Source organism: Microbacterium sp. MMO-56 (assembly GCF_037146215.1).
Classification (GTDB): Bacteria; Actinomycetota; Actinomycetes; order Actinomycetales; family Microbacteriaceae; genus Microbacterium.
The window spans coordinates 15116-34136 of the sequence record NZ_JBBCVW010000015.1 but is presented as its reverse complement, the minus strand read 5'-3'; the positions used below and the strand labels follow the sequence as shown (position 1 = coordinate 34136).

Below are 19021 nucleotides of genomic sequence, written 5' to 3'. Positions count from 1 at the left end.
CATGACAGACAAGCCCGTTCGCGGCCTCCGCCTCTCCGCGCGCACCTATCACCGGGCACCGTGGTGGGCCATCCCGCTCGCCCTCGGGTTCGCCGTCATGACACTGCCCGCCCTCGGCGCGCCGCGCGGCACGCTGCGTCTGGTCATCTCCATCGCCCTGCTGTCGATGCTCGTCGTGGGACTCAACATCGCCCTCGGCTATGCCGGCGAACTCGCCCTCGGGCAGTCCGCCATCTATGCGGTGGGCGCCTACTTCGCCGGATACTTCGCCGTGCACGGCCTCGACCTCCCGGTGACCCTCCTCATCGCGATCATCGCCGCCGCCGCTGTCGGCATCGTCACGGGCGGCCCCGGCCTGCGGTTGGGATCATGGTCGCTCGGCATGGTGACGTTCTTCTTCGTGCTGCTGATCCCCGACATCGTGGGTCTGCTCAGCGGCGTCACCGGCGGCGCGGCGGGGATGTCCGGCATCCCCCTGCCCTCGCTGTTCGGGATGACGCTCGACACCGACACCTACTTCGTGTTCGTGATCGCCGTCGCGATGCTGTTCTTCGTGCTGCTGCGCAACTACATCGTCGTGCGCAACGGAACCGCGCTGCGCGTCATGCGCGACAGCCCCGTCCTCGCGCGCAGCCTCGGCTACTCCATCACCCGCCTCAAGCTGACGGCGTACGTCATCAGCGCACTTCCCGCCGGCGCCGCGGGGTGCCTGTTCGCCTACCAGGACGGCTTCGTGTCCGATGTCTCCTTCGGTTTCAGCATGGCGGTGGCCATTCTCGCCGCCTCGATCATCGGCGGGTCCACGAGCATCTACGGCGCGGTCTTCGGAGCGACCCTGCTGACGATTGGACCGCTGCGCGCGACCGGTGTGCAGCAGTGGTCGCTCGTCCTCTTCGGCACACTTCTGGTCGTCGGCGGCCTCTTCTTCACCGGGGGCGTGGCAGGACTGCTCACCAAGGCCGTGCGACGGTACGTCGTCCGCGACGAGCTGCTCCCCGACGTGCGTGCCGCGCTCGACGAGGTCCGCGGGCTCCCCGAGCTCGCCGGGCAGCACCTCGCGGTGACCGGCGTCGTCAAGCGATTCGGCGGGAACACGGCATTGAGCGGCGTGGACCTGCGCGCCGCGCCCGGCGAGATCACTGCACTGATCGGGCCCAACGGGTCGGGCAAGACAACTCTCCTCAACGTCGTGAGCGGCTTCCTGCGACCCGATGAGGGAACGGTGCGCATCGGCGACGAGGACACCACCGGACGCGCGGCGCACCGGATCGCCGCCGCAGGCGTCGCGCGCACCTTCCAGACGCCGCAGATCCCGCGTGAACTGTCGGCAGCGGAGGTGGTCGCCAGCGCCCGGTACCGTCACGACCGCACCGGCGTCGTCGCGAGCATGCTCGCCCTCCCCCGCGCCCGCCGCGCCCGACGCCGCGACCGCGAGGAGGCGCTGCGGCTCCTCGCGGTGATGGGTATCGTCGCCATCGCCGACCGCCCCGCCGACGCTCTCCCGCTGGGCACCCGCCGCATCCTGGAAGTCGCTCGCGCACTGGCGGCCGAGCCCGCCGTCCTCCTGCTGGACGAGCCCGCCTCGGGCCTGGACGAGTCCGAGGTCGAAGCGCTCGCGACCGTCATCCGCCGCCTGCGCGACGCCGGCGCGACGATCGTGATCGTCGAGCACAACTTCGAGATGGTCACCCGCATCGCCGACCGCATCACCGTGCTGCACCTGGGGACGGTGATCGCCGACGGGCCTCCCGAGACCGTGCGCGAAGACCCCGTCGTCGTCGAGAGCTACCTCGGAAAGGCCGCACGCGAGCAGCTCGAACGCCAGAAGGAGGCGAGGTCATGAGCGACGCACTCGTCGTCGAGAAGCTCGTCGCCGGATACGGACAGCTGAAGATCGTCCGCGGACTCGACCTGACCTGCCGCGCAGGCGAGCTCACCGTGCTGCTGGGCCGCAACGGCGCCGGCAAGACCACCACCCTGTCCACCATCGCCGGCCTGATCTCGCCTCTGGGCGGGACCGTCTCCTTGCAGGGGGTCACGCAGGTCGGCCCGGCACCGAAGCGGATCCGCGCCGGTCTGGGCATGGTCCAAGAGGGCAAGAGGGTGTTCCGCACGCGGACCGTCGAGGAGAACCTCCGGCTCGGCGGATACGTCGTGCGCCGCCGGCGCGGGGCGATCGACGCAGGCATCGACCGCGCCTACGAACGCTTCCCCATCCTGAAGGAGAAGCGCCGCCAGCCGGCGGGCTCGCTCAGCGGTGGACAGCAGCAGATGCTCGCCATCGCGCAGGCGCTCATGCCGGAGCCGAGCGTCCTCATGCTCGACGAGCCGTCGGCGGGTCTCGCCCCCGCCATCGTCGAAGAGGTGTTCGGCGAGGTCGCCGAACTCACGCGCGAGGGCATCGCCGTGCTGCTCGTCGAGCAGCTGATCGACCACTCGCTCGCCGTCGCCGACCGGGTCGCCGTGCTCGACGGCGGTCGCATCACGATCGACACCACGGTCGCCGAGCTCACCTCGTGGGACGTGCTGCGGGAGAGCTATCTCGGGGCGGGCACCACGTGAGGTCGGGCGGCGCTCACCGTGCGGTGCGGGCCCGAACGCGGGGCATGCTCGCATGAATGCGATCGGCCGCCTCGCGCATCAACGGGCCCGCCGCATCGGCGATCGGCTCGATGTAGGTGATGAGATTCAGGCACGCCACGAGCCCCGATTCACTCAGCGGGATCCAGGCGGCCACGCCGTACACCCCGTCAAGCACGGCACCGTGGCTGCGGGCGTATCCCCGTGCGCGGATGGCCGCGACCGCAGAGTCCTCTCCCTCGTGAGGCGGACGTGCAGCGAGAAGCGCCGAGGCGGCGGCTCCACGATCGAGCGGGGTGCGCATACCGGGACGGAACGCGATGTGGTGGGTGGCGGTGCGCGGTTCGGCCATCGACACGGCGACGGCGTGGTCGCTCTGTTCCACGAAGAGCAGGATCGTCGAGGCGACCCGGTCGGCCAGCTCCTGCATGATCGGCGCCGCGGCGTCGCGCAGGATGGGCAGGTACGCCTGCGACAGGGTGGCCAATCGCGGGCCGGGCAGGTAGGCGCCACCGGACCCGCGAGTCACGAGGCCGACGTCCATCAGCGTCTGCAGCAGCCGGTATGCGATCGATCGATGGACACCGAGCAGATCCGCGATCTCCTGCACGCTGGTCCCCTCGTGCGACTCCACGACGGCGAGGAACGCCCGCAAACCCCGTGCGAACGTGCGACTGCCGGAGGACGGCTTCGCCGCGTCCGGAGCCCGGTCGGCCATGTTGACATCCCCTCCGACGTTCATAATCTGCTGAGAAGCAGTTATCGAACACAGTAGTTCATATAACGCACGATTGGTCGCTCAATGCCGCACCCTCTCATTCACCGGCGCACGCTGCACATCGATGGCCTCCGGACCAGCTTCCTCGAGGCCGGGCGCGGCGCACCGCTCGTCCTCTTGCACGGCGGGGAGTTCGGAGCCGCCGCGGAATTCTCGTGGGAGCGCATCATTCCCCACCTCGCCGTGAACCGACGCGTCATCGCCCCCGATGTGCTCGGCTTCGGGGGGTCCGCGAAGACCGTCGACTTCGCGGACGGCCGCGGGTATCGCACGCGTCACGTGGCGGCCCTGCTGCGCACTCTCGGGATCGGCCGCGCAGACTTCGCGGGCAACTCCATGGGCGGTGTCATGCTTCTCGTCGACGGCGCGTCCGACGACCCGACGCTCGATGTGCGGCGCCAGGTGATCATCTGCGGCGGAGGCGAGATCCTCGACAACGAGCACGCGGCGGCCCTCTACGAGTACGACGGGACCATCGAGGCGATGGGCCGCATCGTCCACGCTCTCTTCCACGATCCCTCGTACGCGGCCGACGCCGGCTATGTGCGACGCCGATGGGAGTCGAGCACGCAGCCGGGCGCCTGGGAGGCCGTCGCCTCAGCCCGCTTCCGCCCTCCCGGCCACGCCTCGGGAGGCGGCGGTGACGCCGACTACACCCGGCTGACCGCGCCCACGCTGGTCATCGAGGGCGAGCACGACAAGCTCAAGCCCTCGGGATGGTCGGCCCTCCTCGCCGACGCCCTGCCCCACGCGCGCGCCCTGGTCGCCGCCGACGCCGGCCACTGCCCGCAGATCGAGCATCCGCTGCGCACCGCGCGACAGATGCTCGACTTCCTCGACGCGGCCGACCCCATCCCCGAGAGCACGGAGGCACCATGACCACCGAAAAGACGCAGAGCACGGATGCGGCCGTCGCAGAGGTGGACGTCCTGGTCGTCGGTTCCGGCTCCGGCGGCATGACGGCGGCGGTGACGGCGGCCGCCGCGGGCTGCAGCGTTCTCGTGGTGGAGAAAGCGGACCGGTTCGGCGGGTCCAGCGCGCTCTCCGGGGGCGGCCTGTGGGTGCCCGGTGCGCCGGCCCAGCGTCGCGGCGGATATGCACCGGATCCGGAGGAGACGGTCGCCTATCTGACGCACCTCACCCACGGAGACGTGACGGACGAGCGGATCCGTGCGTACGTCGACGCCGCGCCGCGCATGCTGGAGTTCCTGGAACGGCTCGGGCCGCACATGCAGTTCGTGTGGAAGCCGGGCTACCCCGACTACTTCCCCGAGGCACCCGGCGGATCCGCGCGCGGCAGCGTCATCAACATCCCGCCGATCGACCGGCGCGAGCTGGGAGCCGACGAGTCGAAGCTGCTGAGCCCGCACGGAATCGTCCCGAACGGGATGTGGATAGCCCCCAACGAGCTGCGCGACTTCTATCAGCTGCGCCAGACGTGGCGGGCGAAGCGCCTGTTCGTCCGACTGGTGTGGCGCATGGTGCGCGCGCGGCTGACCGGCGAGCGCGTCGTGACGATCGGCCAGGCGCTCATGACCCGGCTGTTCCTCACCGCCCGCGACCTCGGTGTGGACCTGTGGCTGGATGCGCCGATGACCGATCTGCTCACCGACGGCGGCGCCGTCGTCGGTGCGACCGTCGACCGCGGCGGCCGGACCGTTCGCGTCCTCGCGCGCGGCGGAGTGATCATCGCCTCCGGCGGATTCGAGCACGACCGGGCGCTGCGCGCGGAGCACCAGCCCTCCGCGCACCCCGAGTACAGTCTGGGCGCCGAGACGAACACCGGCGACGGCATCCGCGCAGCGGCGAGCGCCGGCGCGGCTCTCGAGCGCATGGACAGCGCCTGGTGGTATCCATGCATCTCATGGGGCCCGGGCCGCGTGCAGTTCAGCCTCAACGAGCGGATGATGCCCGCCCAGCTCATCGTCGACAGCACGGGGGCGCGGTACATCAACGAGGCGACGCCGTATTCGGAGTTCGGGCTCGCGATGATCGAGGCGGAGGGCACCGATGCACCGCGGATCCCCTCGTGGCTCATCACCGACGACCGTTCGTGGCGGAAGTACATCATCTTCGGCCACCTCCCGTTGCCGAAGATCCCGTTCGCCCCGGCGCCGACCGGCCACGCCCTGCCCGCATCCTGGCGCGAATCGGGCTCGGTCGTCACGGCCGACTCGATCGCCGATCTCGCGCGCGGCATCGGAGTAGCGCCCGAACGGCTCGACGCGACCGTCGCGCGATACAACAGCATGGCCTCGACGGGCGAGGACACCGACTTCGGCCGCGGCCGAAGCGAGTACGACCGGTACTACAGCGACACGACGCTCGCCACCCCGAACCTGCTCCCCCTCGGCAACGGACCGTACTACGCCTTCAAGCTCATCCTCGCCGACCTCGGCACCAACGGAGGGGTCGTCACCGACGGCCGAGCGCGCGCACTGCGCCCCGACGGCATGCCGATCCCGGGCCTGTACGCCACCGGAAACGCGTCGTCGTCGGTCATGGGGTACAGCTACGCCGGGGCGGGTGCGACGATCGGCCCCGCGATGGCGTTCGGCCACCTCGCGGCGCAAGACGCCGTGGCACGCGTGGCCGCGGGCCGCGCGGAGCCCGGGGTCGCGTAGAGTCCGTCACCCCTGGGCGGCGAGCGCTGCGCCCACGGCATCGGCGGCGGTGCGCAGATGAGGGCCCGCACCGTCGGCGACATCCTGGTTGTAGGTGATCAGGTTGAGGCACGCGCGCGTGGTCCCGTCGTCGACGGGGATCCCCGCGGCGACGCCGTACGCACCCGATTCGACCTCGCTGTAGCTGCGTCCGAAACCGACCTCACGCGCCTCCTGGACATGCTCGGGCTCGTCGGTGACCGGCGGGTCCTGCGCGCGGATCGCGTACGCGGCCGCGCCGACGGTCATGGACGTGCGCATTCCCGGCTTGAATGCGATGTGGTGCGTGGCGGTGGTGGGCTCGACCATGAGGATCGCGACCGCCGAGTCGCCCTGCGCGACGAAGAGCCCGACGGTGGACTTCAGCCGGTCGGCCAGGTCGCGCATGATCGGCGCCGCGACGCCCCGCAGAGTCGGGAAGTACGCTTCGGCCAGGGAGGCGAGCCGGGCGCCGGGCAGGTACACACCGTCGCGACCCCTCGCAACGAGGCCGAAGTCCACGAGCGTCTGCAGAAGCCGGTAGGCGATCGACCGATGCACTCCGAGCATCTCTCCGACCTGCTGGACAGTGAGCCCGTTCGGCGAGTCGACGATCGTCAGGAACGCACGAAGACCGCGTGCCAGCGTCTGATTGCCGTCGCGGATGGGGGCAGTGCCCAGCGTGTTCGATTCCTGCACACCCGTCAGCCTACTGCGCAGGACACGATCCGCCCCCCTCGGTCGACGGGGCGCTGTTGACACCCTCTCTGATCCGCTCCTAGTATGTGAGCAGTTATAGCAACATTGTGTAGCAGATAGCGAACAGGATGATGGTGTCCGACAGTAGCTCTCCTCGTCCGATCGCCGACGTCGACGCCGACGTCGTGATCGTCGGCGCCGGGCCGACGGGCCTGATGAGCGCGAACCTGCTCGGCTCGTACGGCATCCGGACGATCGTCCTCGACGCGGGAACCGCCCTCATCGACTACCCGCGCGGCGTGGGCATGGACGATGAGACGCTGCGCACGTTCCAGGCCGCGGGACTCGTCGACGCCGTCCTGCCCCACACCATCCCCCACCAGCTCCTGGTCTTCGTCGACCGCAAGCAGCGCGACCTGGCTCGGCTCGCTCCGCCGACGGCAGCCTTCGGGTGGCCACGGCGCAACGGCTTCGTCCAGCCTCTCGCCGATCGTGTCCTCTACGACGGACTCGCTCGCTTCCCGCACGTCGACGTGCGATTCGGCGAGACGGTCACCGGCTTCACCTCCGCGCCCGACCACGTCGCGCTCGCCGTGAGCGGCGCGACCGGCCCCCACACCGTGACCGCGCGTTACGTGCTGGGGGCCGACGGCGGACGCAGCGTCACCCGTAAGAGCCAGGGCATCTCGTTCACGGGGTCGTCTTCGAGCGAAGACTGGCTCGTCATCGACATCGACGACGACCCCCTCGGCCGTCCGGGCGCCTACGTGTGCGCCGATCCGAGGCGGCCGTATGTGTCGATCAGCATTCCGCACGGCATCCGTCGCTTCGAGTTCATGCTGCTGCCCGACGAGACCGCCGCGGACGCCGAGCGCACCGAGTTCGTGCGCGCGCTTCTCGCCCCGCATGTGGCGGCCGCCGAGGTGAACATCATCCGGCATCGCGTGTACACCCATCATTCCCGCATCGCGGGTGCCTTCCGGTCGGGTCGGGTGCTGCTCGCCGGCGATGCCGCCCACCTCATGCCCGTCTGGCAGGGGCAGGGATACAACAGCGGCATCCGCGACGCCTTCAACGTGTCGTGGAAGCTCGCGATGGCCGTGACGGGGACCGCGGACGATCGCATCCTCGATACGTACGACCTCGAGCGCCGGGAGCACGCCGCGGCCATGATCCAGCTCTCGCGCTGGGTCGGCAACATCGTCTCGATCCGGAGCCGCGTCGTCGCCGCCGCCCGTGACCTGTTCTTCCGCTCCATCTCGCACATCCCGCGGATGAAGACCTACATCGTCACCATGCGCTTCAAGCCCATGCCGCGTATGCGCGCCGGCGCCCTGTCGTCGCGGGGAGCCACGCCCACCTCCCCCGTCGGTCAGCTGTTCATCCAGCCCACCGTCGTGACGAGGGACGCCGCCGGGGCGCGCCTCGATGATGCGCTCGGCCCGTGGTTCGCGCTGTTGGCGTGGAACAACGATCCGGCCCGGCTGATCGACGGCGACGCCCGCGCCTTCCTCGACCGGATCGGAGCGCGCCTGTTCGCGGTGCGTCCGGCCGTGCAGCTCGGATGGGACGACGCTCGGGGCACCGACCCCGCCGTCGAGGTGATCGGCGACACGGACGGCTCGCTCAAGAGCTGGTTCGACGCGCATCCCGAGTCGGTGCTCCTGCTGCGGCCGGACCGCATCATCGCAGGCGCCGCGCCCGCCCACGCCGCCTCCGCCATGGTGGCCTCGTTCGCGGAGGCGATCGGGGCGCGCGCGGTGGCGTCACCGGCGCCCTCGATGTCAGGGGAGGAACGGTGACTGCGGGCGCCGCCAGTCTGCGGCTGGCCGGCGTGACCGTGGCTTTCGGGGCTCTCACGGCTCTGGGCGACCTCCACCTGGATGTCGGCGCCGGCACGATCCACGCCGTCATCGGCCCCAACGGCGCCGGGAAGTCGACCCTCTTCAATGTGATCTCCGGGATCTACCCGGTGCGCGCCGGCTCGGCGCACCTCGATGAGACATCCCTGGTCGGGCTGCGACCGCACACGATCGCCCGCCTGGGCGTGGGCCGTGCGTTCCAGAACGTCGCCGCACGGGGCGGAGAGACGGTACGCGAGAGCCTCCTCGCCGGCCGACACGCGCTCATGCGCAGCGGAGCGATCGCGACCATGGTCGGGTGGCCGACGGCGCGTCGCGAAGAACGCCGACACCGAGAGCGCGTCGAGAGCATCGCGGCGTTCACGGGCATCCTCCCCGACCTCGATCGTCCGCTGGAGACACTTCCGTACGGGCGCAAGAAGATCGCCGACGTCACCCGGGCGATCTGCATGGAGCCCCGGCTGCTGCTGCTCGACGAACCCGCCGCAGGGCTGGACACCACCGAGACCGCCGAGATGGCCACCCTGATCCGGGACGTGCGTGACCGGTGGGAGGTCACCGTGCTGGTGATCGAGCACGACATGGACCTCGTGATGTCGATCTCCGACCAGGTCACCGTGCTCGACTTCGGTCGGCGCATCAGTACGGGTCGTCCCGATCAGGTACGCGCCGACCCGCTCGTGGCGGAGGCGTACCTCGGGACGGGCGACGACACCGCGGCGGTGGTGTCATGAAGCTGATCTCACTTCTGCTCGCCGGACTGTCCCTCGGGTCGATGTACGCCCTCGTCGCCATGGGCTTCGTGATGATCTACCGCGCCAGTGCGGTGCTGAACTTCGCCCACGGCGCGTTCGTGCTCGTCGGCGCCTTCGCGATCGCGTCGACAGCACCCCAGTGGGGATTCTGGCCGGCGGCGCTGTTCGGCGTCGTGCTCGTCGCGCTGCTGGCGATGATCGTCGAGCGCACGCTCGTCGGGCGACGCGGCGCATCCTCCCCCGTGACGACCACGATCGTGACGATCGGGCTCGACATCATCCTGTTCACACTGGTGTCGACCCTGCTGGGCTCGCGCATCCTGTCCCTCGAGCAGCCCTGGGGCGGCGCCGCGTTCACGGTCGGCGGACTGGGAATCACCGTCAACCGCCTCATCGGCCTGCTGACGTCGGCCGTGCTCATCGTCGCCCTGCTGCTCGCCTTCCGATACACCACCTGGGGCATGCAGATGCGAGCCGTCGCCGAAGACCGTGAAGCCGCGGCGATCAGCGGAATCCGCGTCGGGCGCGTGACGACTCTCTCGTGGGGCGTGGCGGGCGCCTTGGCCGGCGTCGCGGCGATCTTCCTGACCGGCGCGCCGACCCCCGGACTCACCCCGGCGATCAGCACCGTCGCACTCGTGGCCTTCCCCGCCGCCGTGATCGGGGGGCTGAGCTCGGTGCCCGGCGCCCTCGTCGGCGGCCTGCTGGTCGGAGTCGCCGAGAGCGTCGCCACCGGTTACCAGGACCAGCTGGCCTTCCTGGGACGTGGCTTCGGCGCGGTCGTGCCCTACATCCTCGTCCTGGTCGTGCTCGTCATCCGACCCGCAGGCCTGTTCGGGAGCAAAGAGGTGGCCCGTGCGTGACGGCGTCGTCCCCACCCGACGGGCTCGGTCCGTCTCCACCGCCCGTCCGATCGCGGGGCGGCTCGTGCCCGCGCTGATCGCCTGTGCAGCCGCCGCCGTTCTGCTCATCGCGCCGCTGTACCTGGACGCCTTCGCCCTGCGCCTCGGCTTCGCCGTCTGCGGCGCGGCGATCGGCGCGATCGGCTTGACGATCCTCACCGGCGCGACGGGTCAGCTGAGCCTGGCGCACGCCTTCTTTCTCGCCGTGGGAGCCTTCTCCTACTCTTTCTTCGCCTCGCCCGCCGATCCGGACAGCGGGCTGGGCGGCTGGGGCATGCCGCCGGAGGCGGCACTCGTCGCCGCCGTCGCGCTCACCGCACTGATCGGCCTGCTCGTCAGTCCGCTCTCCAGTCGGCTCGGGGGCCTCAACCTCGGCATCGCGACACTGGCCCTGGTGTTCGTCGGACAGCACCTGCTGTCCACCCTCACAACGATCTCTGGCGGATTCCAAGGGCGGAGCACGCCGCCCTTCTCACTGTTCGGGTTCCCGTTCTCCGCAGCAGGCGAACTCGTCGTGTTCGGGGTGCCGTTCGGGCGTGCCGAACGGCTGTGGTACCTGGGGGTCGCGCTTCTCGTCCTCGCCTCCATCTCCGCCGCGCTCCTGCTGCGCGGGCGCCCCGGGCGAGCGTTCCGCATGATCCGCGACGACGAGCTCCACGCCGCCGTGACCGGGATCGACCTGCGCACGTGGAAGGGGCGCGCGTTCGTGATCTCATCCGCCTACGCCGGCCTGTCCGGCGTCCTGTATGCGCTGTTCATCGGCAGCGTCGCACCGGTCTCCTTCGCGCTCGACGTGTCGGTGCAGTACCTGGTCATGATCGTCATCGGCGGTCTCGGCAGCGTCGGGGGCGCCGTCGTCGGCGCGGCGTTCGTCACCGGATTGCCGCTCCTGCTGCAGCGCGTCGCAGGCGACTCCGACCTCATCGACGGTCTGAGCCCCGCGGCTTTGAGCAGGTACATCTACGCCGGCGTCATGATCGGTGTTCTGCTGCTCTTCCCGGGCGGGTTCGCCACCCTGTGGTCGCGCGGTCGCGGGCTGCCGCGCTTCGCCACCGCCCTTCGTCTGAGGTCCGTCGGCCGTCGGCACGACTCCCCACCCGCCCCGCACGGACCGGCACAGTCTCCCATCGAAAGTGAGGCACGATCGTGAAGCGCACACCTCTGACCCTGCTGGCCGCCGCGTCGGCCGTGACCCTCGCCCTGGCCGGGTGCAGTCCGAAGGCCACCACGGCCAACGGTGACGGCGACGGCTCGGTCAAGACCGGCACGGGCATCGTCGACGGCACCATCCATCTGGGCATGCTCGTCGACCTCAGCGGCCCGTTCGCCGCGATCGGCACCGAGCTGTCGCAGTCCGCACAGCTCTACTGGGAGCAGCGCAACGCCGACGGCGGAGTCTGCGGGCGGTTCCCTGTCGTGCTCGACGTGAAGGACAACGCGTACAACGTCCAGACGACCGTCTCTCTGTATGCCGAGATGTCGTCGACCGTGCTCGCGTTCCAGAACGTGCTGGGGTCGGCGCCGACGTCGGCGCTGGCGCAGTCGCTCGCCGACGACGACATGCTCGTCGTCACGCACGGACAGGGACAGGAGCTGCTCGGCGACCCGCACATCCTCATCACGGGCGCCACGTTCGACGTCGAGGCGATGAACGGACTGGGCTATCTGCTCGAGAAGGGCCTGATCGCCGAGGGTGACGTCATCGGCCACATCTACCTCGAGGGTGCCTACGGAGAGGGCGTGCGGGAGGGAGCCGAGCTCTTCGCCGATGCCCACGGCATGACCATCGCGCCCATCCAGGTGACGCCCGCCATCAGCGACCTGACGCCTGCGATAGCCGACCTGACCAGCAAGGGCGTGAGCGCCGTGGTTCTGTCGACCTCGCCGCCGCAGCTCGCCTCGGCGGCCGGCGCCGCGCAGGCCGCCGGCCTCGATGTCCCACTGCTGGGGAGCACGCCGACCTGGACGGCCGGCCTGCTGTCCACGCCTTCGGCCGAGGCGTTGAAGGAGCATCTCTACGTCGCCTTCCCCGTCGCGTCCTTCGAGAACGACGACGCTGCCGCGTTCCGAGAGGCCTACGTCGCCGCGCACGCCGACGAGGACCCGAGCCTGCAGATCGTCCTCGAGTACTCCGAGGCCAAGGCGCTGGATGCCGTTCTGGAACAGGCCTGCGCGAACGGCGACCTCACCCCGGCCGGTGTCGTCGCGGCGCGCGAGGAGCTGACCACCGTCGAGACGGGCGTCACGCCGACGCTCGGTCTTTCCGACCCGGCCCGCGCCGCCACAGCGGAGGAGTACATCACTCGCGCCGCCGAGGTCCCCGGTGGCCTCGAGGTGGTCGTGGGCCCGTACGCGTCGGCGGACGCGAAGAAGCACGTCGCGCGATGATGGCCGCTGAGCACCCCGAGGCGACGGCGGACGGCCTCATCGCCACCGGCCTGACCCTGCGATACGGCAACGTCGTTGCGTTGCGCGGCGTCGACCTCCGCGTCCCGGCCGGCGCCGTCGTGGCGCTGCTGGGAGCGAACGGCGCCGGCAAGACGTCGCTCATCCGGGCGGTCAGCGGCACCTCGGCCGCGCACTCCGCGACGGTCGGCGGCACCCTGACGTGGGAGGGGCGGAGCCTGCGCGGCCGGCCTGCCGCAGAGATCGTCCGCCGCGGGATCGCTCAAGCGCCGGAGGGGCGCAGGATCTTCGCCCGCATGACGGTCCACGAGAATCTCCTCGTGGGCCGACAGGGCGCCCGCGTTCCGCTGACCGACGCGCTCGAGCGCGTCCACACCCTGTTCCCCGTGCTCGCCGAGCGCCGGACGCAGCCCGCCGGCCTGCTCTCGGGCGGCGAACAGCAGATGCTCGCCATCGGCAGGGCGCTCATGGCCGAACCGCGCTTGCTCCTGCTCGACGAGCCGTCGCTGGGCCTGGCGCCCAGGATGGTCGGCACCATCATGCGGATCATCGCCGACATCAACGCCACGGGCGTCAGCGTGCTGCTGGTCGAGCAGAACGCGCATATGGCGCTGCAGGCGGCATCGCACGTGACCGTGCTCGAGCTCGGGCGCGTCGTGCACAGCGGACACACCTCCGACGACGCGCTCATGGAACGCATCCGCGCACTGTACCTGCACGACGCCGCCCCGACCGCCGCCGATGCGCAGCAGCGGCGCCGCCCCCGGCCCCCTCTGGAGCCGTGGCATGAGAGGAGGACCGCATGACCCTGTGGACGACGCTGAACGACGTGCCCTTCACGATCCGGTGGATCGAGATGGGAGGATGGCGCACCCGCGTGCTCGAGGCGGGATCCGGAGCGCCGCTGGTGCTGATGCACGGCACCGGCGGGCATCTCGAGGCTTTCGTGCGCAATCTGCCGGCGCTCAGCACGCGGTATCGAGTGATCGCCTACGACTACCCCGGCCACGGATGGTCGCAGACCACCACGGTCGACCTCGAGATCTCCGACTACACCGCGCATCTTCTCGCACTCTTGGACGAGCTCGGGATCGACCGCGCGCACCTCAGCGGCGAGTCTCTCGGCGGCTGGGTCGCCGCCCGGTTCGCCGCGGAGCACCCCGACCGCGTCCATCGGATGGTGCTGAACACCCCCGGGGGCACCATGGCCTCCGCCGAGGTGATGCAACGCATCCGCTCGCTGAGCCAGGCCGCCGCCGACGATCCGTCGGAAGAGCGCATCCGCGCCCGCTTGGAGTGGCTCATGGCAGACCCGGCCTCGGTCACCGACGAGTTGGTCGCGGTCCGCCGGGCCGTGTACTCGCGCCCCGGATTCGCCGACTCGATGCGGCACATCCTCTGCCTGCAGGAGGTCGACGTCCGACGCCGCAACATGCTGCTGCCCGAGGAGCTCGGGCGGATCGCCGCCCCCACCCTCGTGATCTGGACGAGCAACGATCCGTCCGGTCCGGCGAAGGCGGGCATGGACATGGCCGCCGCGATGCCTGACGGACGGTTCGCGTTCATCGACGACGCCGGGCACTGGCCGCAGTGGGAGCAGCAGGAGCGGTTCGACCGCCTCGTCAGCGACTTCCTGGAGGAGGACCGATGAGCAACATCGACGAGGCCGCCGACAGGCTCGAGCACGCCGCCGCCACCCGGACGGCGTGCGAGCCGGTCCGCGACCTGCTCGGCGCCGATGACATCGACCTCGCTTACCGCGTGCAGCAGGAGCTCACCGCCCGGCGGGTCGGCCGGGGCGCGCGACGCGTAGGCCGCAAGATCGGGCTGACCTCGCCCGCCGTGCAGCAGCAGATCGGCGTCGACCGCCCCGACTTCGGCGTGCTGTTCGACGACATGGCCTTCGATGACGGGGCGACCATCGGATGGGACGCACTCATCCAGCCCAAAGCCGAGGCCGAGGTGGCTTTCGTCCTCGGCGCCGACATCCTCGATGCCGACGACCGAGCCGCGCTCCGCGCCGGCATCCGCTCGGTCCTTCCGGCCCTCGAGATCGTCGACAGCCGCGTGCGCGACTGGGCGATCAGCATCACCGACACCGTCGCCGACAACGCCTCGTCGGGAGTCTTCGTGCTCGGTTCGACACCGCGATCGCTCGCCGAGATCGAGCCGGCCGATGTCACGATGCGCATGCTCCGCGGCCTCGACGAGGTCTCCCGCGGCGATGGCCGGGCGTGCCTGGGCGACCCTCTGAACGCCGTGCGGTGGCTCGCCCGTACGGCGATCGAGATCGGCGACCCGCTGCGTGCCGGCGACATCGTCCTCTCCGGCGCGCTCGGGCCCATGGTCCCGGTGCAGCCGGGCGATACGTTCACGGCGCACATCGAACCCCTCGGCACGGTCACCGCGAGCTTCGCGCGGTGACGATCGAACCGTCCACCCCAGGAGAGAAGGAGGAGTCGCCATGACGACCCCCGTCGCCATCATCGGATCCGGAAACATCGGCACCGATCTGATGTTCAAGATCATCCGCGGGTCGCAGACCCTGTCGGTCGCCGCCCTGGTGGGCATCGACCCGGCGTCCGACGGCCTGGCCCGAGCCGAGCGCCTCGGCATCGCGACGACGGCCGACGGCGTCGAGGGCCTCATCGGGATGCCGGGATTCGACGACATCGAGATCGTCTTGGATGCCACGTCGGCCGCCGCTCACGTCGCGAACGCCGAACGGCTCGCCCCCTACGGCAAGAGGCTCGTCGACCTCACCCCCGCCGCGCTCGGTCCCTACGTCGTGCCGCCGGTCAACCTGGGGGACCACCTCGACGCCGTGAACATCAACATGGTCACGTGCGGCGGCCAGGCCACGATCCCGATCGTGGCCGCGGTCTCGCGCGTCACGACGGTGCCCTACGCCGAGATCGTCGCCTCCGTGGCATCCGCCTCGGCCGGCCCCGGAACCCGCGCGAACATCGACGAGTTCACCGAGACGACGGCCCAGGCCATCGAGACGGTCGGCGGAGCCGGACGGGGCAAGGCGATCATCATCCTGAATCCGGCCGACCCGCCCCTGATCATGCGCGACACCGTCTTCTGTCTGACCGGCGAGGTCGATCAGGACGAGGTACGCGAGTCGATCGAACGGATGATCGCCGACGTCGCCGAGTACGTCCCCGGATACCGGCTGGTCCAGGAGGTGCAGTTCACTCCCGTCGACCCCGATGCCGTGCAGATCCTGCTCCCCGAGGGAGCGGGACCGGCGACCACGAAGGTATCGGTGTTCCTCGAGGTCGAAGGTGCCGCCCACTACCTCCCCGCCTACGCGGGGAACCTCGACATCATGACGTCCGCGGCCGTACGCGTCGCGGAGCGGATCGCGGCGCAGAGCACGGGGGTGGCCTGACATGACGACGCGGATCTACGTGCAGGACGTGACCCTGCGCGACGGCATGCACGCCATCCGACACCGGATCACACCCGAGAAGGTCGGCGAGATCGTCAGGGCACTCGACCGCGCCGGCGTGCCGGCGATCGAGGTCACCCATGGAGACGGCTTGGCGGGATCCAGCCTCAACTACGGACCCGGCAGCCACACCGACTGGGAGTGGATCGCCGCCGCCGTCGAGAACGCAGAGCGTGCGGTCATCACCACACTGCTGCTGCCCGGCGTGGGCACGGCCGACGACCTGCGCCGGGCCCGCGACCTCGGTGTCGGGTCGGTCCGCGTGGCCACCCACTGCACCGAGGCCGACGTGTCCGCCCAACACATCGCCCAGGCCCGAGAGCTCGGCATGGACGTGTCGGGCTTCCTCATGATGGCGCACATGAGCTCTCCCGCCGAGTTGGCGAAGCAGGCGGCGCTCATGGAGTCGTACGGGGCGCACTGCGTCTACATCACCGATTCCGCGGGGCGCCTGACCACGGACGACGTCCGCGACCGGGTACGGGCGTATCGCGACGTGCTCGACGCGGGCACGCAGGTCGGCATCCACGCCCACGAGAACCTCTCGCTCGCCGTCGCGAACTCGATCGCGGCCGTCGAGGAGGGCGCCGACCGTGTCGACGCCTCGCTCGCGGGGCAGGGCGCAGCGGCCGGCAACGCACCGATCGAGCCGTTCGTCGCCGTCGCGAACCTGCGCGGGTGGCAGACGGGGTGCGACCTGTTCGCTCTCGAGGATGCGGCGGACGATCTCGTGCGCCCTCTGCAGGACCGTCCGGTGCGGGTCGACCGCGCGACGCTCACGATCGGCTACGCCGGCGTGTACGGCAGCTTTCTGCGGCACGCGGAGACCGCGGCCGACACCTACGGCGTCGACGCGCGCGAGATCCTCGTCGAGGCCGGCCGCCGCGGCCTCGTCGGCGGCCAGGAGGACATGCTCACCGACATCGCACTGACCCTGCGGGCTCAGTCGAACTGACGAAAGGAACACAGATGAGCCGGACCTACGACCCGGGGCCGCGGATCGCCCACGCCGGGTCCATCGACCTCGGCACGACGGACCTGGAGCGCTCGCTCTGGTTCTTCCGCGACCTGTTCGGCATGGAGGTCGTCGCGCAGACCGACGGGGTCGCGTACCTGCGCGGCTACCAGGAACTCGTGCACCACTCTCTCGTGCTCACCCGACAGGATGAGGCGAGGGTCAACTCCTACAGCTTCCGCGTGCAGCGTCCGCAGGACGTGGAGCTGTTCGCGCAGGAGCTGGCCGAGCAGGACATCGAGGTCGTCGAAGTGCCCAGCGGACACGAGGCGGGGCGCGGCACCGCGATCCGGTTCCTCGTGCCGTTCAGCGAGCACCCGTTCGAGTTCTACTACGACATCGACAAGCCGCTGGCCGAGGAATCCGAGCGCTCGAAGCTTCCGACCAGCAGTTCGAAGCGCCGAGGCCTCGGGGTGCGGCGCCTGGACCACTTCAACATCCAGACCAGCCCCGGCACCATCAACCAGGCCGAGGCCTGGCTGCAGGAGCGGATGGGCCTCAAGCGCCGCGAGTTCATCATGATGCCGGACCACCCCACGACCCTCATGGCCTCGTGGATGTCGGTGACCAACCAGATGCACGATGTCGCCATCGGCGTGAACCGGCTCGAGCAGAACGCCCAGCTGCACCACGTCGCCTTCAATCTCGAGAACTATCACGATGTGCTCACCGCAGCCGACCGCATCCGCGACCTCGACGTCGAATGGGGAGTCGGGCCCGGCAAGCACGGCGTCGGACAGGCGATGTACCTCTACGTCCACGACCCCGGCTCAGGTCACCGCATCGAGCTGTACTCGGGCGGCTATCTCGTGTTCGACCCCGATTGGGAGCCGGTGGGCTGGCAGCCGGAGAACATCCCGCACGGCATGACCTGGTACGGCGAGGCGATCGACATCAGCCCCGGGAGCCGCGGTCGTGCGACGACGGGGTCGGCCGGACTTCGCGACTGACCCCGTGACAGCCGGAAGGCCCGCTCCCCAGCCGGGAGCGGGCCTTCACCGTGGACGGACGCCGGAGGGCGACCTCTGGTCGTCAGGCGATCGCGATCGGCACGACGGGGCTGCCCGTACCACCCTCGATCGGCAGCGGAGCGGTGACGAACAGGAACTCGTACGCCTCGTCGTCGGCGAGCGCCTTCAGCGACAGGTGCTCGATGAGATTGACCCCGGCCTTCACGAGGAACTCGATGTGTCCGCCGAGGAACACACCTTCGGACCAGGGCTGAACCTCCACTGTCGTGTTGTCGGCACCCACGAGCGACACGTCCTTGCTGTTGAGTAGACGGATCGCGGACAGTCCGAGCCCGGCCTGATCCAGCCGGAACTCCTGCGTCGTGGCGAACAGGTCGATCCACCCGGTGCGCACCAGTACGGCGTCCCCCGCTCTCAGCTCCACCCCCTGCCGCTCGAGCGCCGCCTCGACGTCGTCGGCGGTGATCTCCTAGCCGAAGTCGAGGTGGTCCACGCCCTTCAGCGCGCAGATGTCCAGGAGGATGCCGCGGGCGGCCACCGCCCCGACGTTCTGGATGCTGAGGTTCGTCGCCCCCTGATAGGGAGTCACCGCGTCGTGGGGGAACCCGTTGTAATGATGCTTGTCGGAGTACACGTGCACGAGCGCATCCATGTGCGTCGCCGTGTGCGTCGCCATGACGACGACGTCCTCGTTGGCACCGGTGCCGGGGGTGCCGTTGAACCCTTCGACGAACACGCGACGCTCGTCGCTGAAGTTCGTCAGGGTGAGGCGCTGGGGCGCACCGCGGAAGGCGAGGTGCGGCCCCTGTCGCGCGATCGGGATCGCGAGCGAGTAGACCTTGCCCGTCCGGACGGCCCCGACCGCGGCGCGCACCACGTCGGGCGTGAGGAGATTGAGCGCTCCACGCTGGTCGTCCTCGCCCCAGCGGCCCCAGTTGTCGTCTTCCATGACCT

General features: G+C 70.2%; 17 protein-coding genes and 1 pseudogene. 15 read left to right on the top strand and 3 right to left on the bottom strand.

Annotation, left to right across the window (positions count from 1 at the left end):
• The first annotated feature begins 1 nt into the window (after nucleotide 1).
• Together WFI00_RS13230 and WFI00_RS13225 are read left to right on the top strand one after the other, a co-directional pair.
• Nucleotides 2-1843 carry a branched-chain amino acid ABC transporter ATP-binding protein/permease gene (locus tag WFI00_RS13230; protein ID WP_336632705.1) on the top strand — a complete coding sequence of 614 codons (1842 nt, stop codon included), beginning with the start codon at nucleotides 2-4 and terminating at the stop codon, nucleotides 1841-1843.
• The gene (locus tag WFI00_RS13225; protein ID WP_336632706.1) at nucleotides 1840-2562 is read left to right on the top strand and encodes an ABC transporter ATP-binding protein; all 723 of its coding nucleotides are present in this window, start codon (nucleotides 1840-1842) and stop codon (nucleotides 2560-2562) included. The genes WFI00_RS13230 and WFI00_RS13225 overlap by 4 nt, the downstream gene beginning before the upstream one ends.
• A 13-nt stretch (nucleotides 2563-2575) precedes the next feature.
• Here the strand turns inward: WFI00_RS13225 and WFI00_RS13220 are convergent, their stop codons facing one another.
• Nucleotides 2576-3298 carry an IclR family transcriptional regulator gene (locus tag WFI00_RS13220; protein WP_336632707.1) on the bottom strand — a complete coding sequence of 241 codons (723 nt, stop codon included), beginning with the start codon at nucleotides 3296-3298 and terminating at the stop codon, nucleotides 2576-2578.
• 84 nt (nucleotides 3299-3382) lie between these two features.
• On the opposite strand from WFI00_RS13220, the gene WFI00_RS13215 reads away from it, so the two are divergent.
• Entirely contained in the window at nucleotides 3383-4237 is an 855-nt protein-coding gene (locus tag WFI00_RS13215) for an alpha/beta fold hydrolase (RefSeq protein ID WP_336632708.1), read from the top strand.
• Entirely contained in the window at nucleotides 4234-5982 is a 1749-nt protein-coding gene (locus WFI00_RS13210; protein ID WP_336632709.1) for an FAD-dependent oxidoreductase, read from the top strand. Before WFI00_RS13215 ends, WFI00_RS13210 begins: the two co-directional genes overlap by 4 nt.
• Before the next feature lie 6 nt (nucleotides 5983-5988).
• Here the strand turns inward: WFI00_RS13210 and WFI00_RS13205 are convergent, their stop codons facing one another.
• Nucleotides 5989-6699 (bottom strand): IclR family transcriptional regulator, encoded by a 711-nt coding sequence (locus tag WFI00_RS13205; protein WP_336632710.1) that lies wholly within the window; start codon nucleotides 6697-6699, stop codon nucleotides 5989-5991.
• 134 nt (nucleotides 6700-6833) lie between these two features.
• On the opposite strand from WFI00_RS13205, the gene WFI00_RS13200 reads away from it, so the two are divergent.
• Genes WFI00_RS13200 through WFI00_RS13150 form a run of 11 tightly spaced genes read left to right on the top strand, consistent with a single transcriptional unit; the run spans nucleotide 6834 to nucleotide 18046 of the window.
• Nucleotides 6834-8501, top strand: coding sequence for a bifunctional 3-(3-hydroxy-phenyl)propionate/3-hydroxycinnamic acid hydroxylase (locus WFI00_RS13200; RefSeq protein ID WP_336632711.1), 1668 nt, complete (start codon nucleotides 6834-6836; stop codon nucleotides 8499-8501).
• Nucleotides 8498-9295, top strand: a complete 798-nt coding sequence (locus WFI00_RS13195; RefSeq protein WP_336632712.1) for an ABC transporter ATP-binding protein — start codon at nucleotides 8498-8500, stop codon at nucleotides 9293-9295. The genes WFI00_RS13200 and WFI00_RS13195 overlap by 4 nt, the downstream gene beginning before the upstream one ends.
• Nucleotides 9292-10179, top strand: a complete 888-nt coding sequence (locus WFI00_RS13190) for a branched-chain amino acid ABC transporter permease (protein ID WP_336632713.1) — start codon at nucleotides 9292-9294, stop codon at nucleotides 10177-10179. The genes WFI00_RS13195 and WFI00_RS13190 overlap by 4 nt, the downstream gene beginning before the upstream one ends.
• Complete coding sequence (locus tag WFI00_RS13185; RefSeq protein WP_336632714.1) at nucleotides 10172-11368, top strand: branched-chain amino acid ABC transporter permease; 1197 nt, start codon at nucleotides 10172-10174, stop codon at nucleotides 11366-11368. Before WFI00_RS13190 ends, WFI00_RS13185 begins: the two co-directional genes overlap by 8 nt.
• On the top strand, nucleotides 11365-12606 hold the full coding sequence (locus tag WFI00_RS13180; protein WP_336632715.1) for an ABC transporter substrate-binding protein: 1242 nt from the start codon (nucleotides 11365-11367) through the stop codon (nucleotides 12604-12606). Before WFI00_RS13185 ends, WFI00_RS13180 begins: the two co-directional genes overlap by 4 nt.
• Nucleotides 12603-13430, top strand: a complete 828-nt coding sequence (locus WFI00_RS13175) for an ABC transporter ATP-binding protein (RefSeq protein ID WP_336632716.1) — start codon at nucleotides 12603-12605, stop codon at nucleotides 13428-13430. Before WFI00_RS13180 ends, WFI00_RS13175 begins: the two co-directional genes overlap by 4 nt.
• Nucleotides 13427-14275 (top strand): alpha/beta fold hydrolase, encoded by an 849-nt coding sequence (locus WFI00_RS13170; RefSeq protein WP_336632717.1) that lies wholly within the window; start codon nucleotides 13427-13429, stop codon nucleotides 14273-14275. Before WFI00_RS13175 ends, WFI00_RS13170 begins: the two co-directional genes overlap by 4 nt.
• Nucleotides 14272-15048 (top strand): 2-keto-4-pentenoate hydratase, encoded by a 777-nt coding sequence (locus WFI00_RS13165; protein WP_336632718.1) that lies wholly within the window; start codon nucleotides 14272-14274, stop codon nucleotides 15046-15048. The genes WFI00_RS13170 and WFI00_RS13165 overlap by 4 nt, the downstream gene beginning before the upstream one ends.
• A gap of 40 nt (nucleotides 15049-15088) precedes the next feature.
• Nucleotides 15089-16021: an acetaldehyde dehydrogenase (acetylating) gene (locus tag WFI00_RS13160; protein WP_336632719.1), complete on the top strand. Its 933-nt coding sequence runs from the start codon at nucleotides 15089-15091 to the stop codon at nucleotides 16019-16021.
• Nucleotide 16022: 1 nt separating this feature from the next.
• Nucleotides 16023-17036 carry a 4-hydroxy-2-oxovalerate aldolase gene (gene dmpG, locus WFI00_RS13155; RefSeq protein WP_336632720.1) on the top strand — a complete coding sequence of 338 codons (1014 nt, stop codon included), beginning with the start codon at nucleotides 16023-16025 and terminating at the stop codon, nucleotides 17034-17036.
• A 14-nt stretch (nucleotides 17037-17050) separates the two neighbouring features.
• A complete protein-coding gene (locus tag WFI00_RS13150; protein ID WP_336632721.1) occupies nucleotides 17051-18046 on the top strand; it encodes a VOC family protein in 996 nt (331 codons plus the stop codon).
• Nucleotides 18047-18128: 82 nt separating this feature from the next.
• Here WFI00_RS13150 and WFI00_RS13145 read toward each other — a convergent pair.
• A pseudogene (locus WFI00_RS13145) lies at nucleotides 18129-19016 on the bottom strand (cyclase family protein).
• Nucleotides 19017-19021 lie beyond the last annotated feature (5 nt).

What these genes read in the sequence shown, in the direction of transcription:
- WFI00_RS13150 (WP_336632721.1), top strand. Translation starts at nt 17,051, where the DNA reads ATGAGCCGGACCTACGACCCGGGGCCGCGGATCGCCCACGCCGGGTCC.
- WFI00_RS13175 (WP_336632716.1), top strand. Translation starts at nt 12,603, where the DNA reads ATGATGGCCGCTGAGCACCCCGAGGCGACGGCGGACGGCCTCATCGCC.
- WFI00_RS13210 (WP_336632709.1), top strand. Translation starts at nt 4,234, where the DNA reads ATGACCACCGAAAAGACGCAGAGCACGGATGCGGCCGTCGCAGAGGTG.
- WFI00_RS13225 (WP_336632706.1), top strand. Translation starts at nt 1,840, where the DNA reads ATGAGCGACGCACTCGTCGTCGAGAAGCTCGTCGCCGGATACGGACAG.
- WFI00_RS13170 (WP_336632717.1), top strand. Translation starts at nt 13,427, where the DNA reads ATGACCCTGTGGACGACGCTGAACGACGTGCCCTTCACGATCCGGTGG.
- WFI00_RS13160 (WP_336632719.1), top strand. Translation starts at nt 15,089, where the DNA reads ATGACGACCCCCGTCGCCATCATCGGATCCGGAAACATCGGCACCGAT.
- WFI00_RS13230 (WP_336632705.1), top strand. Translation starts at nt 2, where the DNA reads ATGACAGACAAGCCCGTTCGCGGCCTCCGCCTCTCCGCGCGCACCTAT.
- dmpG (WP_336632720.1), top strand. Translation starts at nt 16,023, where the DNA reads ATGACGACGCGGATCTACGTGCAGGACGTGACCCTGCGCGACGGCATG.
- WFI00_RS13165 (WP_336632718.1), top strand. Translation starts at nt 14,272, where the DNA reads ATGAGCAACATCGACGAGGCCGCCGACAGGCTCGAGCACGCCGCCGCC.
- WFI00_RS13220 (WP_336632707.1), bottom strand. Translation starts at nt 3,298, where the DNA reads ATGGCCGACCGGGCTCCGGACGCGGCGAAGCCGTCCTCCGGCAGTCGC.
- WFI00_RS13190 (WP_336632713.1), top strand. Translation starts at nt 9,292, where the DNA reads ATGAAGCTGATCTCACTTCTGCTCGCCGGACTGTCCCTCGGGTCGATG.
- WFI00_RS13215 (WP_336632708.1), top strand. Translation starts at nt 3,383, where the DNA reads ATGCCGCACCCTCTCATTCACCGGCGCACGCTGCACATCGATGGCCTC.